Below are 15,405 nucleotides of genomic sequence, written 5' to 3'. Positions count from 1 at the left end.
GATGTGGGTTGGGCGATCAGCCCTTGTTCTTGTTGTAGACGTCGAAGAACACGGCGGCGAGCAGCACGAGACCCTTGACCATCTGCTGGAAATCGATGCCGAGGCCGACGATCGACATGCCGTTGTTCATGACGCCCATGATGAAGGCGCCGATGACCGCACCGGTGATCTTGCCAACGCCGCCGGATGCCGAAGCACCGCCGATGAAGCAGGCCGCGATAACGTCAAGCTCGAAGCCCACACCCGCCTTCGGCGTCGCCGAGTTGAGGCGGGTCGCGATGATCATGCCGGCAAGACCGGCCAGCACGCCCATGTTGACGAAGGTGAGGAAGCTCAGGCGTTCGGTGTTGATACCGGAAAGCTTTGTCGCCTTCTCATTACCGCCCATGGCGTAAACGCGGCGGCCAATGGTCGTGCGGCGCGTCACGAAGCTGTAGAGCGCGATCAGCACCAGCATCACGATCAGAACGTTGGGCAGGCCGCGATAGGTCGACAGCTGGTAGCCGAGGAACAGGATGGCAGCGGCGATCAGAATATTCTGGCCGATGAAGAAGCCGAACGGCTCGACATCGATGCCGTGCTTCACGTTCACGACGCGACGACGCCATGCGAGATAGAACAGCACGACCGTGATCAGCACCGTCAGGATCATCGACGTGGTGTTGAGACCTTCGATACCGCCGATATCGGGCAGGAAGCCGGTGCTGATGATCTGGAAATCGGTCGGGAACGGACCGATGTTCTTGCCGCCGAGCACGAAGAGTGTCAGGCCGCGGAACACCAGCATGCCCGCCAGCGTCACGATGAACGAGGGAATGCGGTGGTAAGCGATCCAGTAACCCTGGGCCGCACCGATGATGCCGCCAATGACGAGACAAATCAGCGCCGCCAGAAACGGGTTCATGCCCCATTGCACGGTCAATATCGCCGCTATCGCGCCAACGAAGGCGACGATGGAACCGACCGACAGGTCGATGTGGCCTGCCACAATGACGAGCAGCATGCCAAGCGCCATGATGACGATGAACGAGTTCTGCAGGATGAGGTTGGTGAGGTTGACCGGACGGAACAGGATGCCGCCAGTATAGAACTGGAAGAAAACCATGATGGCGACGAGCGCGATCAACATGCCATATTCGCGGATATTGGAGCGAATATAGGACGCGACCGAGATGACGTTACTTTCTTCGCTTGTTGTGTTTGCCGAACTCATGAGTTCTTCTCCCCTGAGCGCATGATAGCGCGCATGATGCTTTCCTGGCTCGCCTCTCCCTTCGGCAATTCAGCGACGATACGGCCTTCGTTCATGACGTAGATGCGGTCGCAATTGCCGAGCAGTTCGGGCATTTCCGATGATATCATCAGAACGCCTTTGCCGTCGGCAGCGAGCTGGTTGATGATGGTGTAAATTTCATATTTCGCACCGACGTCGATACCGCGGGTCGGCTCGTCGAGGATCAGCACGTCGGGATTGGAGAACAGCCACTTGGACAGAACCACCTTCTGCTGGTTGCCGCCCGAAAGATTGACCGTTTCCTGGAAGATGCCCGAGGAGCGGATGCGAAGGCGTGTGCGGAAATCGCTCGCCACCTTCATTTCCTTGATGTCGTCGATGACGCTGGCATTCGACACGCCGGCCAGATTGGCAAGCGTGGTGTTGTGCAGAATGTTGTCGTTGAGCACGAGACCGAGATGTTTGCGGTCTTCCGTCACATAGGCGAGACCGGCATCGATGGCCTTGCGCACGGTGCTGACATCGACCGGCTTGCCGTCGATCAGCACTTCGCCGCTGATCTTGTGGCCATAGGACTTGCCGAACACGCTCATCGCAAATTCGGTGCGCCCTGCGCCCATCAGTCCGGCAATGCCGACGACTTCGCCCTTGCGGACGGTAACGTTGATATCGTGCAGAACCTTCCGGTCGCGGTGCTGCTGGTGATAGGCGTTCCAGTTCTTCACTTCGAGAATGGTCTCGCCGATCGGCACGTCGCGCGGCGGATAACGATCCTCGAGATCGCGCCCCACCATGTTGCGGATGATGACATCCTCGCTGATTTCTTCCTGATGACAGTCGAGCGTCTTCACCGTCATGCCATCACGCAGCACGGTGATCTGGTCGGCCACCTTGCGCACTTCGTTGAGCTTGTGGGTGATGATGATCGAGGTCATGCCCTGCTTGCGGAATTCGATCAAAAGGTTGAGCAGCGCCTCGGAATCGCTTTCGTTGAGCGAGGCGGTCGGCTCGTCGAGGATGAGCAGCTTCACGCTCTTCGACAGCGCCTTGGCGATTTCGACCAGCTGCTGCTTGCCGACGCCGATATCGGTAATCAGCGTCTCCGGCGATTCCTTCAGGCCCACCTTCTTTAAAAGTTCGCGGGTCCGGTTGAAGGTCTGCTGCCAGCTGATGACGCCGTTCGAAGCGACCTCGTTGCCGAGGAAGATGTTTTCCGCAATCGACAGGAGCGGCACAAGCGCCAGCTCCTGGTGAATGATGATGATACCAATATCTTCGCTATCATTGATGGCGCGAAAATTCCGCACTGCGCCTTCATAGTGGATTTCGCCCTCATAGGTGCCGGCGGGGTAAACACCGGAAAGGACCTTCATCAAGGTCGACTTTCCCGCGCCGTTCTCACCGACGAGTGCGTGGATCTCACCCTCTTTAACCTTGAGGTTGACGTTCTCAAGCGCTTTCACGCCCGGAAACGTCTTGGTGATGTTCCGCATTTCGAGAATGGTATTGGCCATATCGCAATCCAGCGCCCGATTAATTTCGGCGTTTTTATTTTTATGGAAAAACGGGGATGACGCCAAGTCATCCCCGCATGTGTCTTCAGGCTTATTTCAGCTGGTCTTCTTTGTAATAACCGCCGTCAACGAGAACCTGCTTGTAGTTCTCCTTGGTCACGGCAACCGGCTTCAGCAGGTAGGACGGAACGACCTTGACGCCATTTTCATAGGTCTTGGTGTCGTTTACCTCAGGCTCCTTGCCCTGCAGAACGGCGTTGACCATGCCAACAGTGACCTTCGCGAGTTCGCGGGTGTCCTTGAAGATGGTGGAATACTGTTCGCCGGCAATGATCGACTTGACGGAAGGAACTTCAGCGTCCTGGCCGGAAACGACCGGCAGCGGCTGGTCCTTCGTGCCATAACCAACGCCCTTCAGCGAGGAGATGATGCCGATGGACAGACCATCGTAAGGCGACAGAACGGCGTCAACCTTGGCGTCGGTGTAATAGGCCGACAGCAGGTTATCCATACGGGCCTGGGCCGTTGCCGGATCCCAACGCAGCGTACCGACCTTGTCCATGCCGGTCTGGCCGGACTTTACGACCAGCTTGCCGCTGTCGATGTAAGGCTGGAGAACCGACATCGCGCCGTCATAGAAGAAGAAGGCGTTGTTGTCGTCCGGAGAACCACCGAAGAGTTCGATGTTGAACGGACCCTTGCCGTCCTTCAGGCCAAGCTTGTCGACGATCGAAGTCGCCTGCAGAACGCCAACCTGGAAGTTGTCGAAGGTGGCGTAGTAGCTGACGTCGCCGCTGTTGCGGATCAGGCGGTCATAAGCGATGACCTTGATGCCCTGCTGGCCAGCCTGCTTCAGAACGTCCGACAGCGTCGTGCCGTCGATCGACGCGATCACGAGGACCTTGACGCCCTTGGTGACCATGTTTTCGATCTGGGAAAGCTGGTTCGGAATATCGTCGTCGGCATATTGCAGGTCGGTGGTGTAACCGGCTTCCTGCAGCTGCTTGACGATGTTGTTGCCGTCATCAATCCAGCGAGCGGAAGACTTGGTCGGCATGGCGATGCCGACGGAACCCTTGTCCTGCGCAAAAGCCGGCGCTGCGAAGGAAGCAGCACCGATGGCACAAGCCGCCATCAGCGAAATAATGGACTTCATTAACTCTCTCCCTTGAACCCTTCTCTGGTGCCGCTTGTTGCGGTGCACCATGAAATTCATGCCGTCAGAGGAAGAAGCCGCATTTAGCCCGTCCCGATCTCGCAGATGCGAAATGGAACAGATGCCGCTCCTCCCCGGCATTTCGCAAACTGTTCTGAATCCATATAACTGTCAAATAGAATATGTCGCCCAACATATATCAATTGTGATATATTAAATCGATACAATAACCATAGAGGGGTATGAGGCGACACATGAACAACCAGAAAGTGTATGAGCAGACGCAAACAGCGGACGCGCTTTTTGTCTTTGAAGACAACCCGCTTCTGCGGGCCGGATTAAAGATGAGCCATCTTCGCATGCTTGTCATGATCGAGGAGCACGGACAGGTGAGCGCCGCGGCGGCAGCAATGAACATGACGCAGCCGGCGGCGTCGCGCATGCTCTCGGAAATGGAAGCGATCGTCAAAAGCCCGCTCTGTCAAAGAGCCTCGCGCGGCGTGGTGCTGACGAAATTCGGTGAGGCGCTGGCCCGCCGGGCCCGTACCATATTGCTGGAACTGCGCGAGGCGAGCCGCGAACTCAACCAGATGAAATCCGGCAGCGGCGGATCGGTCTATATTGGCTCCGTCACCGCACCGGCCGTCAGCCTCGTTGTTCCCGCCATAAAACGGGCGATGGACACCTATCCCGGCATCGAGATCAACGTGCAGGTGGAAAGCAGCAACGTGCTGGCCCGTGAACTGCTGGTCGCACGGCATGATTTCATCATTGGCCGCATTCCGGATGATTTCGATCCCGGCCTGTTCTCCGTCCATGAAATCGGCATAGAGCGCGCCTGTCTGGTGGTGCGTGAGGGCCACCCCCTGCTTGGCAGCGAACCCGTTACCCTCAATGACCTTTCCGCCTATGACTGGGTGTTCCAGCCGCCCGGCGCGCTCTTGCGCAGAACGATGGAAGACGTGTTTCTCACCCATGGCGTCGCCATGCCGCGCAACATCATCAACACGCCCTCCATGCTCCTGACGCTCGCCCTCATCTGCAACACCGATGCGATAGCGCCGATCGCCCAGGATATGGCCGAGTTCGTGACGGGCCAGCAGGCCGATATCGGCCGCACGCGCATCCTGCCGACGGAGTTCGAACTCGTGGTCAAGCCCTATAGCATCATCACCACCAAAGGCCGCGTTTTGCCGCCCAGCGCCCGCCTGCTTTATGATCTGGTTCTGGATGAAAGCCGTAAACTCACTGGAATCTGACGCGGCAAGCCAGACGCCAACTTCATTCTATATAAGGCCGGATTTATTCAGGCTGATGCAGGGAAAAGCCGCATGCTCTTCGGACAATCCGTCTTCCAGTCGGTCGTCGAAAGACTGAAACAGGAAAAAGAAGACGAAAGCGCGGAGCAGCCGCCGCCCGCCGGCCATCGCATCGCCGGTTTCAGTTCGGGTTTCGTCGCCGACACGCATCCTGAGGCGCCGCCACCCGGAAACGGCAATCTCGACGCCTATCTCGCCTTTCTGCCGGATCCCGCTCCGCCACCGGAGCCGGAAAGCGAGCCTGAGCCCGAGCCGATGCCGGCTTATCTCGAAAAGACGTCGCTCGCCGACGTCTCAGTGGAGCTGGCAATCGATGAAACCGATACAGCAGCAACACTTGCGGAAAAACGCCGCGCTTTTGCCCGGCTCAATCATCCCGATGGGGTGAAGCCGGAATTCCGGCACAATGCGACCTTGCGCATGACCGCGGCAAATCTCCTGATCGACCAGGCGATCCGAATGCTGCGGGCGCGGGCGCATTTCCGGTAAAAATATCCCGCGTCAGGCCCCGGAAATGTGCAGGCCAGAGATAAGGAGTGTCTCAGCCGGCATCGTTCCTCTCCGCCGGCGCGCTTTCGGCGGCATCATCCGATGCAGCCTTCCCTGCGTCATCCTTGCTGACATCGCTGCTATTCGCTGGTTTGAACTTCACCAACAGCTCATAGGCCGCATAGGCCGCAACGCCGCCGACGATCGTTCCCCAGAAAAACTCGCGATTGACGAATTCGATGACGGCCCATGCCGCACAAAAGCCGACGATCAGCAGCCTGACCCACAGCGGGCGATAAAGCGGATGGCTCGTATCGATATTCAGCATGGCGTCCCCCGTCCGGGCCTTCCCATCACGTTACATTGCATTGCCATCGTGCGGCGCGTCAGGGCGCAGACAGGCTAGTGCGTCTTGGCCGTTTCACAGGCAAATTGCAATGTAAATCAATCCGCAGCCGATCAGGCTGTCGTGAAAGCTGAAGATTGGCCTGGCGCCGAAAGCCGCAACAGGTCAGAAACGGCCCAAAGACGGCACTGCGTGAGGCACAGCCCACGAGTACCGACCCCGCGTCGCGTGATCGATGTTTTTTAGTCCCGCAGGCGTCCGAGCAGCGCCAGCAACTGGTCACGGGCTTTTTTGCCGCCGATCCGGTCGATCAGCTTTTCCTCACGGTCCCGCCATGCGTCAGACAGGCGGTCAAGAAGGCGGCCGCCTTCATCCGTCATATCGAGAAAATGAACGCGCCTGTCCTCTTCCGATCTGCGGCGGACAAGCAGCTTCTTCTCTTCCATGCTGTCAACAATCGCGACAAAGTTGGCACGCTGGATGCCAAGCGCTTCGGCGACATCGCTCTGCTTGAGCCCCGGATTGCCGCCAACGATGACGAGAACGGAAAAATCGGCCGGCCGCAATCCCAGTTCCGCCAGCACATCGGAGAACCCGTTTGCCACGGCAAGTTGAGAGTGCCGCAAATGATAACCGATCGCAGTCGTCAGCAACCCATAGTCGATTGCCGCAGGATGCGCCGCCTCCGTGCCACCGCTTTCAGCCTTTTCCGCCCGCGGCCCGTTGCTATGTGCCAATCGCAAAGCCATCCGATCCCCCGCCTGATTCGTTCCTTTACCCTGCCGAAATCATAACCGACAATGTTGCGAAACTGTATCCCAAATAAATGTAGATGATACTAATATTGTATAATAATTTGACAGTTAATCCCCGGATAACCGAACTCTGACAGCAGATCAACATCTCGCGAATAAGAAAAGTATGACTATTTACCCGCCGATTTTGAGGGGCTGAATGCATTTCACCCGCCTTGTTTCAAAGGCATTGCATCAATTCGGCCACCTGCGCACGACGGTGCCGAAACCGCCGCCGGATTCGGCGATAACATACTACTTAAAAGCGAAAAAAATTTTCCACAAAAAACGCAATACGCCAGACAACACATCGCCACTTTCAGGCAACGACGAATGTCGCCACCCCGAAACAGGCCCCGCCCTCACCCTGCAGAAAAACAGGCACCCTTTCGCAAATCTTTGATTTTTAGACATTGATGCAGAAAGAAAGCTGGGGTATGAACCAACCGCTGCACGCGATTCAAGCGTGACCGCTGCACCCGTAGCTCAGCTGGATAGAGTGTTGGATTCCGATTCCAAAGGTCACAGGTTCGAATCCTGTCGGGTGCGCCACCGAACTTCTTGAAATCATTGATTTATCAGTCTTTGCTTGTCCTCATATGCACTGGAAATAAGCTAGCTCAGTCCTAGCTCAGTAGCGCATATCCTTCGGAATTTCTCAATGATTTCAATGTAGCGTTTCCGGGCTCGGTCTCGGAGCTAGCGCAGTTCCAGCGCAGTGCTCCGACCGAAGTAACTCCATTGGAGCCCAGGTTATGTTGCAGCACCCCCCCGAATCACCAAACGCCCCCTTCACGCTTTTTCAGCGTGAAGGCACCCGAAACTGGTCCATGCGCTATTCGCTCGGTGGCAGGCAGATCAAGAAGTCGCTCGGTATTGCCGAGTACGATGCCGCCCTACAGCGGGCGAACGAGATTTATCACGAACAGAAGTATCGACATAAGCAAGGCCTGTCGCTGGTCCAGCATCCCTTCTGTGAGGTGGCCGAAGAATTTATCGAAAAGGTCTGCGCGGAAGCGGAGCGTGACGAACGCAGCCAATATCACCCGACCTTCTGGCCCCCGATCATCCGGCGTTTTCCGGTCGGCTATTTCGGGGGCAAGGCAATAGACCTCATCACGACCGCCGACGTCGAACGCTATCTGGAATGGCGCAAGACCTATTGGACAACGGGGCCGGGATCAAAGATCGAGAAAATCCGATGCGAGCGGGAAGATGGTCGCGTTTTCTCTCGCGCTGCACCACGCAAAGTCGCTGCTTTGGCGACCATGAAGGGCGAAATGGTCATCATCCGCGAGCTTTTCCGTCAGGCATCACGATGGGGCTATTGTAAGCCTTTGGAATTGCCAACCGTCGAAGCGAAGAAAAAGCCCGACAATCGTCGTCCCGGCTTCAAGCCGGAGGAATACGAGAAGCTCATCGCCAAAAGTACCGAGCGGATCAACGAACATCATTTGAAGCTCAAGGTCATCAAGGCGAAGGACGGGCGTGTCTGGACCCAAAAGGCCGTTACCGAAGGAATTCGCGCTGACCGCGTTCGGCTGCACGCCTATATCGAACTGATGGCCAATTCCGGCCTACGCCCTACAGAAGCCAAGAACCTTACATGGGGCGATATCTCACTGTTTCGCGAAACGCGACACCTCCCTCTCTATCAACAGGACGCTCGTTTGGCGGTTCACGGCAAAAGCAAGCATGGTAGCGCAGTACCGCTTTACGGCGCACTATCTGCACTCGGCATGCTTTGGGACCTGTTCGTCAATGACATAGGACGCGAGCCGCAGGACGATGATCCGGTTTTCGTCGATGAGAAAGGCAATCGCATCCTGTCGTTCAAGAAAAGCCTCAACGCCTTGCTGATTGCGGCAGGGTTGGAAAAGGACAATCGCGGCATTCGTCGCACGTCCTATTCGTTCCGGCACTTCTATATCTCACAGATGCTCGCAAACAACGTCTCTGTCCACCACGTTGCCCGCAATACACGCACGTCACTCGCGATGATCGATAAGCACTATGCGCAAGTGAACACCGAGCAGATCAAAGACTTCCTCCGGCCTGGACAAGAGGACTATGCAAATGAACCCGTTCTGTTGGATGACGATGCCTACGCTGAAATCAAGCTTCTCGAAGAACGCATCGAGGAATTGAAGCGGGGCAGCAAGGACGGGTCCACGGAGCAACAAATCGCAAAGCGGTACGCCGAGAAACGAGCCGGATAGGCTGAGCCTGCGGCGGATGGCTTCGCGGCTTTAGCAATTGCTCAGGCGGAAAAGTTCGTTCGAACGAACTTTTCGCATGGGAACACCCACCGATATTCACGCCGCAAATGCCCGGAACAGTGCGCTAATCATTCCGTCTTTTATCCTGTAGGCCGACACGCCGTTTTCTATGATCACGACCGCCGTATAACTGGGGCTGTCAAAACTGATTTCCGTCATAAGCTCCCTTATCGCGTTGTGGGCTTCTGAGCGAAGTTCGTAGCGCGTGGCTTCTTCCGCTTTTTCCCACGCCACTCGAAGCTTTGCGATACGGTCGGCCATGTTGGCAGAGTTATCGTGTCGGATTGATTGACGCTGGCGTTCTGTCTGTTGATGCCGTAACTCTGCCTCGACCGCTTGCCGTTCGCTCTGCCTCGCCCTGAGCAGATTGAGAATGGCATTCGGCGGCTCGTTTTCGTCTTCAATGGCCTGAGCCAGCCGCTGCTCCCTTCTACGTAGCCCTTCAAGTTGCAGCGTCAACCCGGCAATGGCCTCATCAAGCTCTCGCAGGGTGTCATCGAACTTTGCCGCATGCAGTGTCTCCGCCAGATTTATCTCCTTAACGTGATCGAGGATTACTGCCTCCAACGGCTCGTATCGGAAATGCCGCTTGCCGTCTTTGCAGCGATGACCTCGAACATAGTTGGCACAGACGAGATAGCGCCCGTTCTCATTGCCCTTCACACGGCTGAGCTTCATTGTCATCGATCCGCCGCAGTGGGCGCAATGGCACAGGCCAGTAAATAGATTCGCGAACGTATCGCCTTTGCGACCCGGTCTGCCGGGGTTGCTTCGCATGGCCTGAACGCGCAGGAATAAGTCCTTTTCGATGGCGGCGGGGAAATAACCCTCAATGGGATCGCCATCCGGTACGCGCTTGCCGTCCTGCATACGATGCGGCTGGAATGTGCCAATGACATCGTGCCGAGTGAGTAGTGCCTTGATGATGCTCTGATACCATCCGTCCTTGCTCTTGAAGGCCGGAACGCCGTCCACATTGAGCTTTCGAGCAATTGCCGTCGCGCCGAGCCCGCGCATTGCCATCTCGTAGATAGCCCTCACCGTCTCCGCGTGATGGTTCAGCGTGAACTCGTATCGGTTCGCGTCGATCCGTTTGGCATCTATCCATGCGGGTGTGATGCTGGTGATGTGGCCCTTACCCTCGCGGGCTTGTTCCCGCTTCCGCTTGGCAACAGCACTGATGCGTTCGCTCTTCGTCTGGCTTTCCTCGTGACCGCGCGACATCACCGCAAGCCCGATAATTAGCTTGGTCCAATCCCCGTTAAGCCGGTCACGACTGTAGATTTGCCTGTCTTCGCCAAGGGTCGCAATGATGATGCCCGCATTGATGATCGCCATGAACAGCGTCAGCGCGTCCGGGACAGCTTCTCGCGACAGACGGTCGAGGCTCTCGATCAGCAGATAGCTGCCCTTTGGGATTTCGCCACTTTCGACCATGGACAGAAACTTGCCGAGCGCCCCAGTCTTGAAGTTCCTGCCCCTCCACGCGCTGACACCCAAGTCCTGCAAGCTGTCGTCCAGAAGCAGAGAGTGTTCGTCCGCAAACGCCTTCGACCGCTCAAGCTGCCGACGCAAGCTGTCACCGCGAAGCTGCTTGCGGGTGCTCATACGGACGTAGGAATAGGCCCGGATCGGAAATGCATTGTTGTCTTGGGTGCCCATAGCGGCCTCCTCATGTTGCGATCCGCTAACATGGGGCTGTCGGGCGGGCGAGCGTGAGAAGCGCCGGGTGCAAATGTCTATATCGGCGTAAGGCTGTGGCTTGCGGGAGTGAGTTGTAAATCTACGACGCAAATCACCGTAGGTTTCATTGAGATTACTGCGGTCTGTACTGTTAACAAGAGGTTAATTTCCGTCGAGTGCAAAGACATTTAGCGGGACGCTGGTGCGGCTGACGGATAACGGCAACATCGACCGCAGGCCACGAACATGACCAGCATTCTGACGAACACCTCGGCACTGGCAGCACTGCAGACCCTGCGCATGATTGGCAGCAACATGGCCGACACGCAGCGGCAGGTAAGTTCAGGGCTTCGCGTGCAAACCGCAGCCGACAATGCCGCCTACTGGTCGATCTCCACAACGATGCGTTCCGACAATATGGCACTCTCGGCCGTGTTGGACGCTTTGGGGCTTGGTGCCGCAAAGGTTGATGTCGCTTACGCGGGCATGGAAAGCACGATTGATATTCTCAGCCGGTTCCGGGCAAAGCTGGTTGCCGCCAAAGAAGACGGTTTGGACAAGGGTAAAATCCAGACCGAGCTTGACCAACTCAAAGATCAACTGCTTTCCATAGCCACATCGGCCAGCTTCAAGGGGGTCAACTGGCTCAACACCAATGCGCCAGAAAACCTTTGGGAATTGTCGTCGCTGCCGACGGGCATAACGTCGTCGTTCATCCGATCGGCTGACGGTTCAGTGCGTGTCGGCACCACAGACATCGATCTTGCCGATCTCAGCCTATTCAACGTGGGCGGTGGAGGCGCACTTCAAAAAGACCCGCGCGCGCTTGCGGACATTGCTGGCTTCAGAAACGCCAGCCTGAACGCCCACTCCGCAGCGGGCGGGCAAGGTTTCGCAATGACCGGATCAGTTACCCTTGATGTCGCCGACACAATTAGCTTCGAAATTCTGATCGACGGAAGCGCCTCGCATACGGTTACCTTCTCTAAGAACACGATCGATACGGCGCTCGGCACGACAGACGGAGTCATAAACAATATCAACGATTATGCCGATGTCCTCAACCAAGCCTTCTCGGAGGCTGGAATATCTTCGTTGGTGAAGGCAGACCGCAATGTCTTCGGTCCGCCCTTTCAACCAGGGCTCGATCTCGCTAGCTTGGAAAACACCGGAGCAAACGCGTCTACAATTGCGGTGAGCGCCGTATCGGACAGCACAGGTAACGATGCGGGCGGGCTCATGGGAACACCCATTTCAGATAGGCCGGGTGGCTACGCAACGGACCAACTCGCTTTCACGTCACCGTTCCGCGTCTATCGCGATGTAGCATTCTCATTCGACTTCAGCGTCAACAGCAATCCTACGCAAACGGTCACCGTGGACCGTGATCTGGTGGATGCCACGCTCGGAACATCAGACGGCATGGTCAACTCCGCAACCGATCTCGCGGCAGTGCTCAATGCTGCCGTTTCCAGCCAAGGCCTCATTGTGTCAGAAGCCAGCGGCAACGTCGTCTTCGATGTCGATCCCGCAGTCTACCCGCAGATGGGCTATCGTTCCTCGCTGGTGGTCGGCAACGTCACCGACAATATCGGTCCTGCGCCGGATTTCGACATTCTCGACGTGGATATCACCGATCCCACCAACAGCCTCGACAACTACTTGTCCGGCGTCGATGCGATGCTGCAAAAGGTCATCTCAGGCGGATCGACACTTGGCGCGGTCAAGACCCGCGTCGATATGCAGACAGAGTTCGCGCAGACGCTCATGGACAGCATCGACAAGGGTATCCGCCGTCTTGTCGATGCCGATATGAACGAGGCTTCGACCCGGCTCAAGGCACTGCAAACACAGGAACAGCTTGCGATCCAGTCCCTGCAGATCGCCAACAGCAATGCCGACAACATACTGCAACTGTTCCGATGAAGCCTACACCCGAACCAGCTTCACAGCCACGAGCTACGCCTTTATCATGGAACCGTTGTCGCGATTGCTTGATGGCAGCTTATCAAAAATCGCCTTGATGACCTGAGTAGGTCTGTTCGTCATCGGAACGGTCATGTTCATATAAAGCTGGCCATCTGTCAGTGTAAAATGAATGTCAAAGGACGCACGGCTGTAGCTGCCGCCATGCCCTGGCTTCCACCGACCGACGCCTGTCAAAGTGTTGGATTTTCCACGCTTGTCCGTCTCAACAATAGCAAACCAGCCGTTGTTTGACGTAACGCGCAGGATAGATCCTTGTTGCTTGATGGTGATCCGGCATTTGTCGCATTTCCCGGCATTCGAGACGATTTGCCGCCAGTTTCCTGCGAAGCCAAGTTTATCGGCCTTCGCCGGGGTTAACGAGCCGAACGACAGAACCAGAAAACAAACGAAACCAATGATCTTGCGCAATACGTTGCTCCTTACGGTTATCATCTCGACGCTTTCCGCCAACCGGCTTCTCGCGCCTCTGCCTCAGAACAGAACCAGCGTTCACCATATCTCGCGCGGATGATTGTCGCGTCGTAGTCCTCTTGCCCCGGCACATGGAAAATCCGCTGACCGGAATTGATCGAGATGTTGCCTTGGATATTGCATGCGGGATCGTACCATCCACGTGGGAGGAGAGAGTAACCGCCTCCCGCAAGGAAGGCAGTAGCCGAAGACGCGATAACCAAAAGCGAAAATTTGCCCATGTCCGCAATCATAAGTCGCGAAGATTTAGTTCACGTTTTCGAAGTTGTTAAATTTCAAACGAACGGCGATGGCTTCCTTGACGTGCGCTTTCACTCGGTTGCGATGTCGTGTGCCGGAGATACGCTGAAGCTGACGGCATATTCAAAAAGATGGATGTTCGGGACGACCATGCGCGCATATTTCAGGTTGCGGCTAACCGACTTGGACACGATGATGCCGGAAACCTCTACGTCGCGGCCTATCGTCTGTTTGACCCACCCCATGTATCGCGCGATTTGACCCAACACGCGATCCGAACTTTGGGCGCGTTTGAGTTCGAAGACAAAAAACGCTCCGGTGTCGTCCACGGCCAGAATGTCGATAGGGCCGACAGCCGTGGGATATTCGATACCATCCCGTCCTGTTGGATCGACGTAGAGCCGAAGCCGTCTTCCTCCAAAATCGATAGACGAAAGGTTGGATGCCAGAAAATCTCGAAGCTGGTACTCGAGTGAAAAATACGGGGCAGCATCGTTTCCGGTTTCATTCTCGGTGTCGTGGGCACCGCCCAACAGATCCTCCACGACATGCGCGGAATGTCCGGGGAAAATCAACCGCACTTCGTCCGGGGTTTCCTGCATGGTCCATCCGGTTTGCCGTAGGGCCGCGCGCAATTGATGCGAGGTATTGCTCGTTGCATCGAGTCCCGCCGGTAAGTATTCAGGGTTTTGACGCAGCCAGTTTTTCAGAGGATAAACTTCAATTCCGCCGTCATCCTTCGGAATGACGACCATGTGGCGCTGAACCATTTTCTCGCGATGCCCCGTTCTTTGAAACCGAGGCGGCTTATACGCCATATCGTTTAGTTGTTCGTTACTCTCGGTAAAATGGACCACGCAAACGGGATGAACTCTTTGCTCGACCTTTTGGCAGACGGCTGTATCCGGGAAACACGTTCAATGGTTTCGGAAAGGATCACAGCATGTCTCACCTCAAGCCTCTCAAGCTCACTTCCGCCGTTCCGGCTCGCGCAACCGCCGATCCAGTGCAGCGTTCGCGGGAAAAGATGATTGCCGCACTGGCCGAGCAGAAGCAGATGGCGGAAGCAAAGATCGCCGGTCAGGCGTTCACGCCGACGCATATCGTCCGCAAAAAGAATGCCGAAGGTGTCCGCGTCGAGGTCGAAGCGCCCAAGCGTGTGCGTCAGGGTTGGTTCACCGACGGCAACGGAAAGGTGTTTTTCGCCCTGCGTTATGCGGGCAAGACCATCGAATTCGCCAAGGACAAGAACGCTGTCGAGATCGGTGAGCTTTCGGCGCTGCCGAAGGTCATCGACACGCTGATCGAGGCGGTACGCGCGGGCGAACTCGACGCGCAGTTAACCGCTGCTGCCGTCGAACGCGGCAAGATGCTGCGCAAGTCCGCATAAACAGCGCAGTTTTTACCGGGCAAGCATCCGAAGGGCATGGGATCATTTGATCCCATGCCCTTCGTGCGTTCCGGCGTTGCTAGAACGCCATCAAGGAGCGTCAGGGACGCGCGTTCGATGCGGGGCGCTGCACGGTACTGTTTTCGGGCTAGGCCGCGTTCCTTGACAGTTCTGCGCATCTGCACGATGCGAAGGGAAACCAAGAGCAGAAGAGATGAAGGTATGTATGATGACGTCACGGCGACCGCCATCAAGCGCACGCTCGAGTTCCAGATCGAACATGAATGGCGGTGGAGAATATCTCGAAGTCGAACATGGCACGGTGTACAAAGACGAGCCTGATCCAGCCTGGCCGTCTTCTCGATCCAAACAACGACGGATACGCTGGTCAAGGCCGCCTCCGCCGTTGGCAAAAATCTGGCACTAAGTTTAGGCACGCCTTGGGGTGATGACATGAAATTTAGAATTTTCGGGAGTTTGGCTGGCTGTCTGCTCGGTGCG

15 protein-coding genes and 1 tRNA gene are annotated in these 15,405 nt (G+C 56.4%); 7 read left to right on the top strand and 9 right to left on the bottom strand.

Translation table 11 applies throughout. The features are described from left to right. Positions 1 to 16: 16 nt before the first annotated feature. The 3 genes from gguB to chvE all read right to left on the bottom strand — a co-directional run bounded on the left by gguB (position 17) and on the right by chvE (position 3,904). On the bottom strand, positions 17 to 1,213 hold the full coding sequence (gene gguB, locus AC1ROR_RS01250; protein WP_035220056.1) for a sugar ABC transporter permease GguB: 1,197 nt from the start codon (positions 1,211 to 1,213) through the stop codon (positions 17 to 19). Then, entirely contained in the window at positions 1,210 to 2,748 is a 1,539-nt protein-coding gene (gguA, locus tag AC1ROR_RS01245; protein ID WP_498588392.1) for a sugar ABC transporter ATP-binding protein GguA, read from the bottom strand. The genes gguB and gguA overlap by 4 nt, the downstream gene beginning before the upstream one ends. A gap of 91 nt (positions 2,749 to 2,839) precedes the next feature. Next, positions 2,840 to 3,904 (bottom strand): sugar ABC transporter substrate-binding protein ChvE, encoded by a 1,065-nt coding sequence (gene chvE, locus AC1ROR_RS01240; RefSeq protein ID WP_035220054.1) that lies wholly within the window; start codon positions 3,902 to 3,904, stop codon positions 2,840 to 2,842. Positions 3,905 to 4,158: 254 nt separating this feature from the next. On the opposite strand from chvE, the gene AC1ROR_RS01235 reads away from it, so the two are divergent. Then, positions 4,159 to 5,163 (top strand): LysR family transcriptional regulator, encoded by a 1,005-nt coding sequence (locus AC1ROR_RS01235; protein ID WP_139786048.1) that lies wholly within the window; start codon positions 4,159 to 4,161, stop codon positions 5,161 to 5,163. Positions 5,164 to 5,235: 72 nt separating this feature from the next. Next, positions 5,236 to 5,712, top strand: a complete 477-nt coding sequence (locus AC1ROR_RS01230) for a hypothetical protein (protein WP_498588391.1) — start codon at positions 5,236 to 5,238, stop codon at positions 5,710 to 5,712. Between the two features lie 52 nt (positions 5,713 to 5,764). On the opposite strand, the gene AC1ROR_RS01225 is transcribed toward AC1ROR_RS01230, so the two are convergent. Next, positions 5,765 to 6,040, bottom strand: a complete 276-nt coding sequence (locus AC1ROR_RS01225) for a hypothetical protein (protein WP_080835661.1) — start codon at positions 6,038 to 6,040, stop codon at positions 5,765 to 5,767. Positions 6,041 to 6,300: 260 nt separating this feature from the next. Next, a complete protein-coding gene (locus AC1ROR_RS01220) occupies positions 6,301 to 6,807 on the bottom strand; it encodes a MarR family winged helix-turn-helix transcriptional regulator (protein ID WP_035220049.1) in 507 nt (168 codons plus the stop codon). A 205-nt stretch (positions 6,808 to 7,012) separates the two neighbouring features. On the opposite strand from AC1ROR_RS01220, the gene AC1ROR_RS01215 reads away from it, so the two are divergent. From AC1ROR_RS01215 to AC1ROR_RS01205, 3 genes are all read left to right on the top strand, one after another. Then, positions 7,013 to 7,255, top strand: coding sequence for a hypothetical protein (locus tag AC1ROR_RS01215; protein WP_498588390.1), 243 nt, complete (start codon positions 7,013 to 7,015; stop codon positions 7,253 to 7,255). A gap of 72 nt (positions 7,256 to 7,327) precedes the next feature. Continuing rightward, positions 7,328 to 7,404, top strand: a tRNA-Arg gene (locus AC1ROR_RS01210). Between the two features lie 203 nt (positions 7,405 to 7,607). Then, positions 7,608 to 9,071, top strand: coding sequence for a tyrosine-type recombinase/integrase (locus AC1ROR_RS01205; RefSeq protein WP_498588389.1), 1,464 nt, complete (start codon positions 7,608 to 7,610; stop codon positions 9,069 to 9,071). Positions 9,072 to 9,167: 96 nt separating this feature from the next. Here the strand turns inward: AC1ROR_RS01205 and AC1ROR_RS01200 are convergent, their stop codons facing one another. Next, positions 9,168 to 10,793 (bottom strand): recombinase family protein, encoded by a 1,626-nt coding sequence (locus tag AC1ROR_RS01200; protein WP_498588388.1) that lies wholly within the window; start codon positions 10,791 to 10,793, stop codon positions 9,168 to 9,170. A gap of 267 nt (positions 10,794 to 11,060) precedes the next feature. Here AC1ROR_RS01200 and AC1ROR_RS01195 point away from each other — a divergent pair, with 267 nt between their 5' ends. After that, positions 11,061 to 12,740 carry a flagellin N-terminal helical domain-containing protein gene (locus AC1ROR_RS01195; protein WP_498588387.1) on the top strand — a complete coding sequence of 560 codons (1,680 nt, stop codon included), beginning with the start codon at positions 11,061 to 11,063 and terminating at the stop codon, positions 12,738 to 12,740. 33 nt (positions 12,741 to 12,773) lie between these two features. On the opposite strand, the gene AC1ROR_RS01190 is transcribed toward AC1ROR_RS01195, so the two are convergent. The 3 genes from AC1ROR_RS01190 to AC1ROR_RS01180 form a co-directional block, all read right to left on the bottom strand. After that, on the bottom strand, positions 12,774 to 13,211 hold the full coding sequence (locus AC1ROR_RS01190) for a hypothetical protein (RefSeq protein WP_498588386.1): 438 nt from the start codon (positions 13,209 to 13,211) through the stop codon (positions 12,774 to 12,776). Positions 13,212 to 13,231: 20 nt separating this feature from the next. After that, positions 13,232 to 13,495, bottom strand: a complete 264-nt coding sequence (locus tag AC1ROR_RS01185) for a sunset domain-containing protein (RefSeq protein WP_498588385.1) — start codon at positions 13,493 to 13,495, stop codon at positions 13,232 to 13,234. Positions 13,496 to 13,585: 90 nt separating this feature from the next. Further along, complete coding sequence (locus AC1ROR_RS01180) at positions 13,586 to 14,284, bottom strand: endonuclease NucS domain-containing protein (protein ID WP_498588384.1); 699 nt, start codon at positions 14,282 to 14,284, stop codon at positions 13,586 to 13,588. A gap of 173 nt (positions 14,285 to 14,457) precedes the next feature. Here AC1ROR_RS01180 and AC1ROR_RS01175 point away from each other — a divergent pair, with 173 nt between their 5' ends. Next, entirely contained in the window at positions 14,458 to 14,904 is a 447-nt protein-coding gene (locus tag AC1ROR_RS01175) for a DUF6641 family protein (protein WP_498588383.1), read from the top strand. Positions 14,905 to 15,405 lie beyond the last annotated feature (501 nt).

This window comes from Agrobacterium sp. GW821-FHT14E08 (genome assembly GCF_058803865.1).
The sequence above is the reverse complement of the archived record's forward strand: the minus strand, read 5'-3'. Positions and strand labels throughout refer to the sequence as shown.

What these genes read in the sequence shown, in the direction of transcription:
- gguB (WP_035220056.1), bottom strand. Translation starts at nt 1,213, where the DNA reads ATGAGTTCGGCAAACACAACAAGCGAAGAAAGTAACGTCATCTCGGTC.
- gguA (WP_498588392.1), bottom strand. Translation starts at nt 2,748, where the DNA reads ATGGCCAATACCATTCTCGAAATGCGGAACATCACCAAGACGTTTCCG.
- chvE (WP_035220054.1), bottom strand. Translation starts at nt 3,904, where the DNA reads ATGAAGTCCATTATTTCGCTGATGGCGGCTTGTGCCATCGGTGCTGCT.
- AC1ROR_RS01235 (WP_139786048.1), top strand. Translation starts at nt 4,159, where the DNA reads ATGAACAACCAGAAAGTGTATGAGCAGACGCAAACAGCGGACGCGCTT.
- AC1ROR_RS01230 (WP_498588391.1), top strand. Translation starts at nt 5,236, where the DNA reads ATGCTCTTCGGACAATCCGTCTTCCAGTCGGTCGTCGAAAGACTGAAA.
- AC1ROR_RS01225 (WP_080835661.1), bottom strand. Translation starts at nt 6,040, where the DNA reads ATGCTGAATATCGATACGAGCCATCCGCTTTATCGCCCGCTGTGGGTC.
- AC1ROR_RS01220 (WP_035220049.1), bottom strand. Translation starts at nt 6,807, where the DNA reads ATGGCTTTGCGATTGGCACATAGCAACGGGCCGCGGGCGGAAAAGGCT.
- AC1ROR_RS01215 (WP_498588390.1), top strand. Translation starts at nt 7,013, where the DNA reads ATGCATTTCACCCGCCTTGTTTCAAAGGCATTGCATCAATTCGGCCAC.
- AC1ROR_RS01205 (WP_498588389.1), top strand. Translation starts at nt 7,608, where the DNA reads ATGTTGCAGCACCCCCCCGAATCACCAAACGCCCCCTTCACGCTTTTT.
- AC1ROR_RS01200 (WP_498588388.1), bottom strand. Translation starts at nt 10,793, where the DNA reads ATGGGCACCCAAGACAACAATGCATTTCCGATCCGGGCCTATTCCTAC.
- AC1ROR_RS01195 (WP_498588387.1), top strand. Translation starts at nt 11,061, where the DNA reads ATGACCAGCATTCTGACGAACACCTCGGCACTGGCAGCACTGCAGACC.
- AC1ROR_RS01185 (WP_498588385.1), bottom strand. Translation starts at nt 13,495, where the DNA reads ATGGGCAAATTTTCGCTTTTGGTTATCGCGTCTTCGGCTACTGCCTTC.
- AC1ROR_RS01180 (WP_498588384.1), bottom strand. Translation starts at nt 14,284, where the DNA reads ATGGTTCAGCGCCACATGGTCGTCATTCCGAAGGATGACGGCGGAATT.
- AC1ROR_RS01175 (WP_498588383.1), top strand. Translation starts at nt 14,458, where the DNA reads ATGTCTCACCTCAAGCCTCTCAAGCTCACTTCCGCCGTTCCGGCTCGC.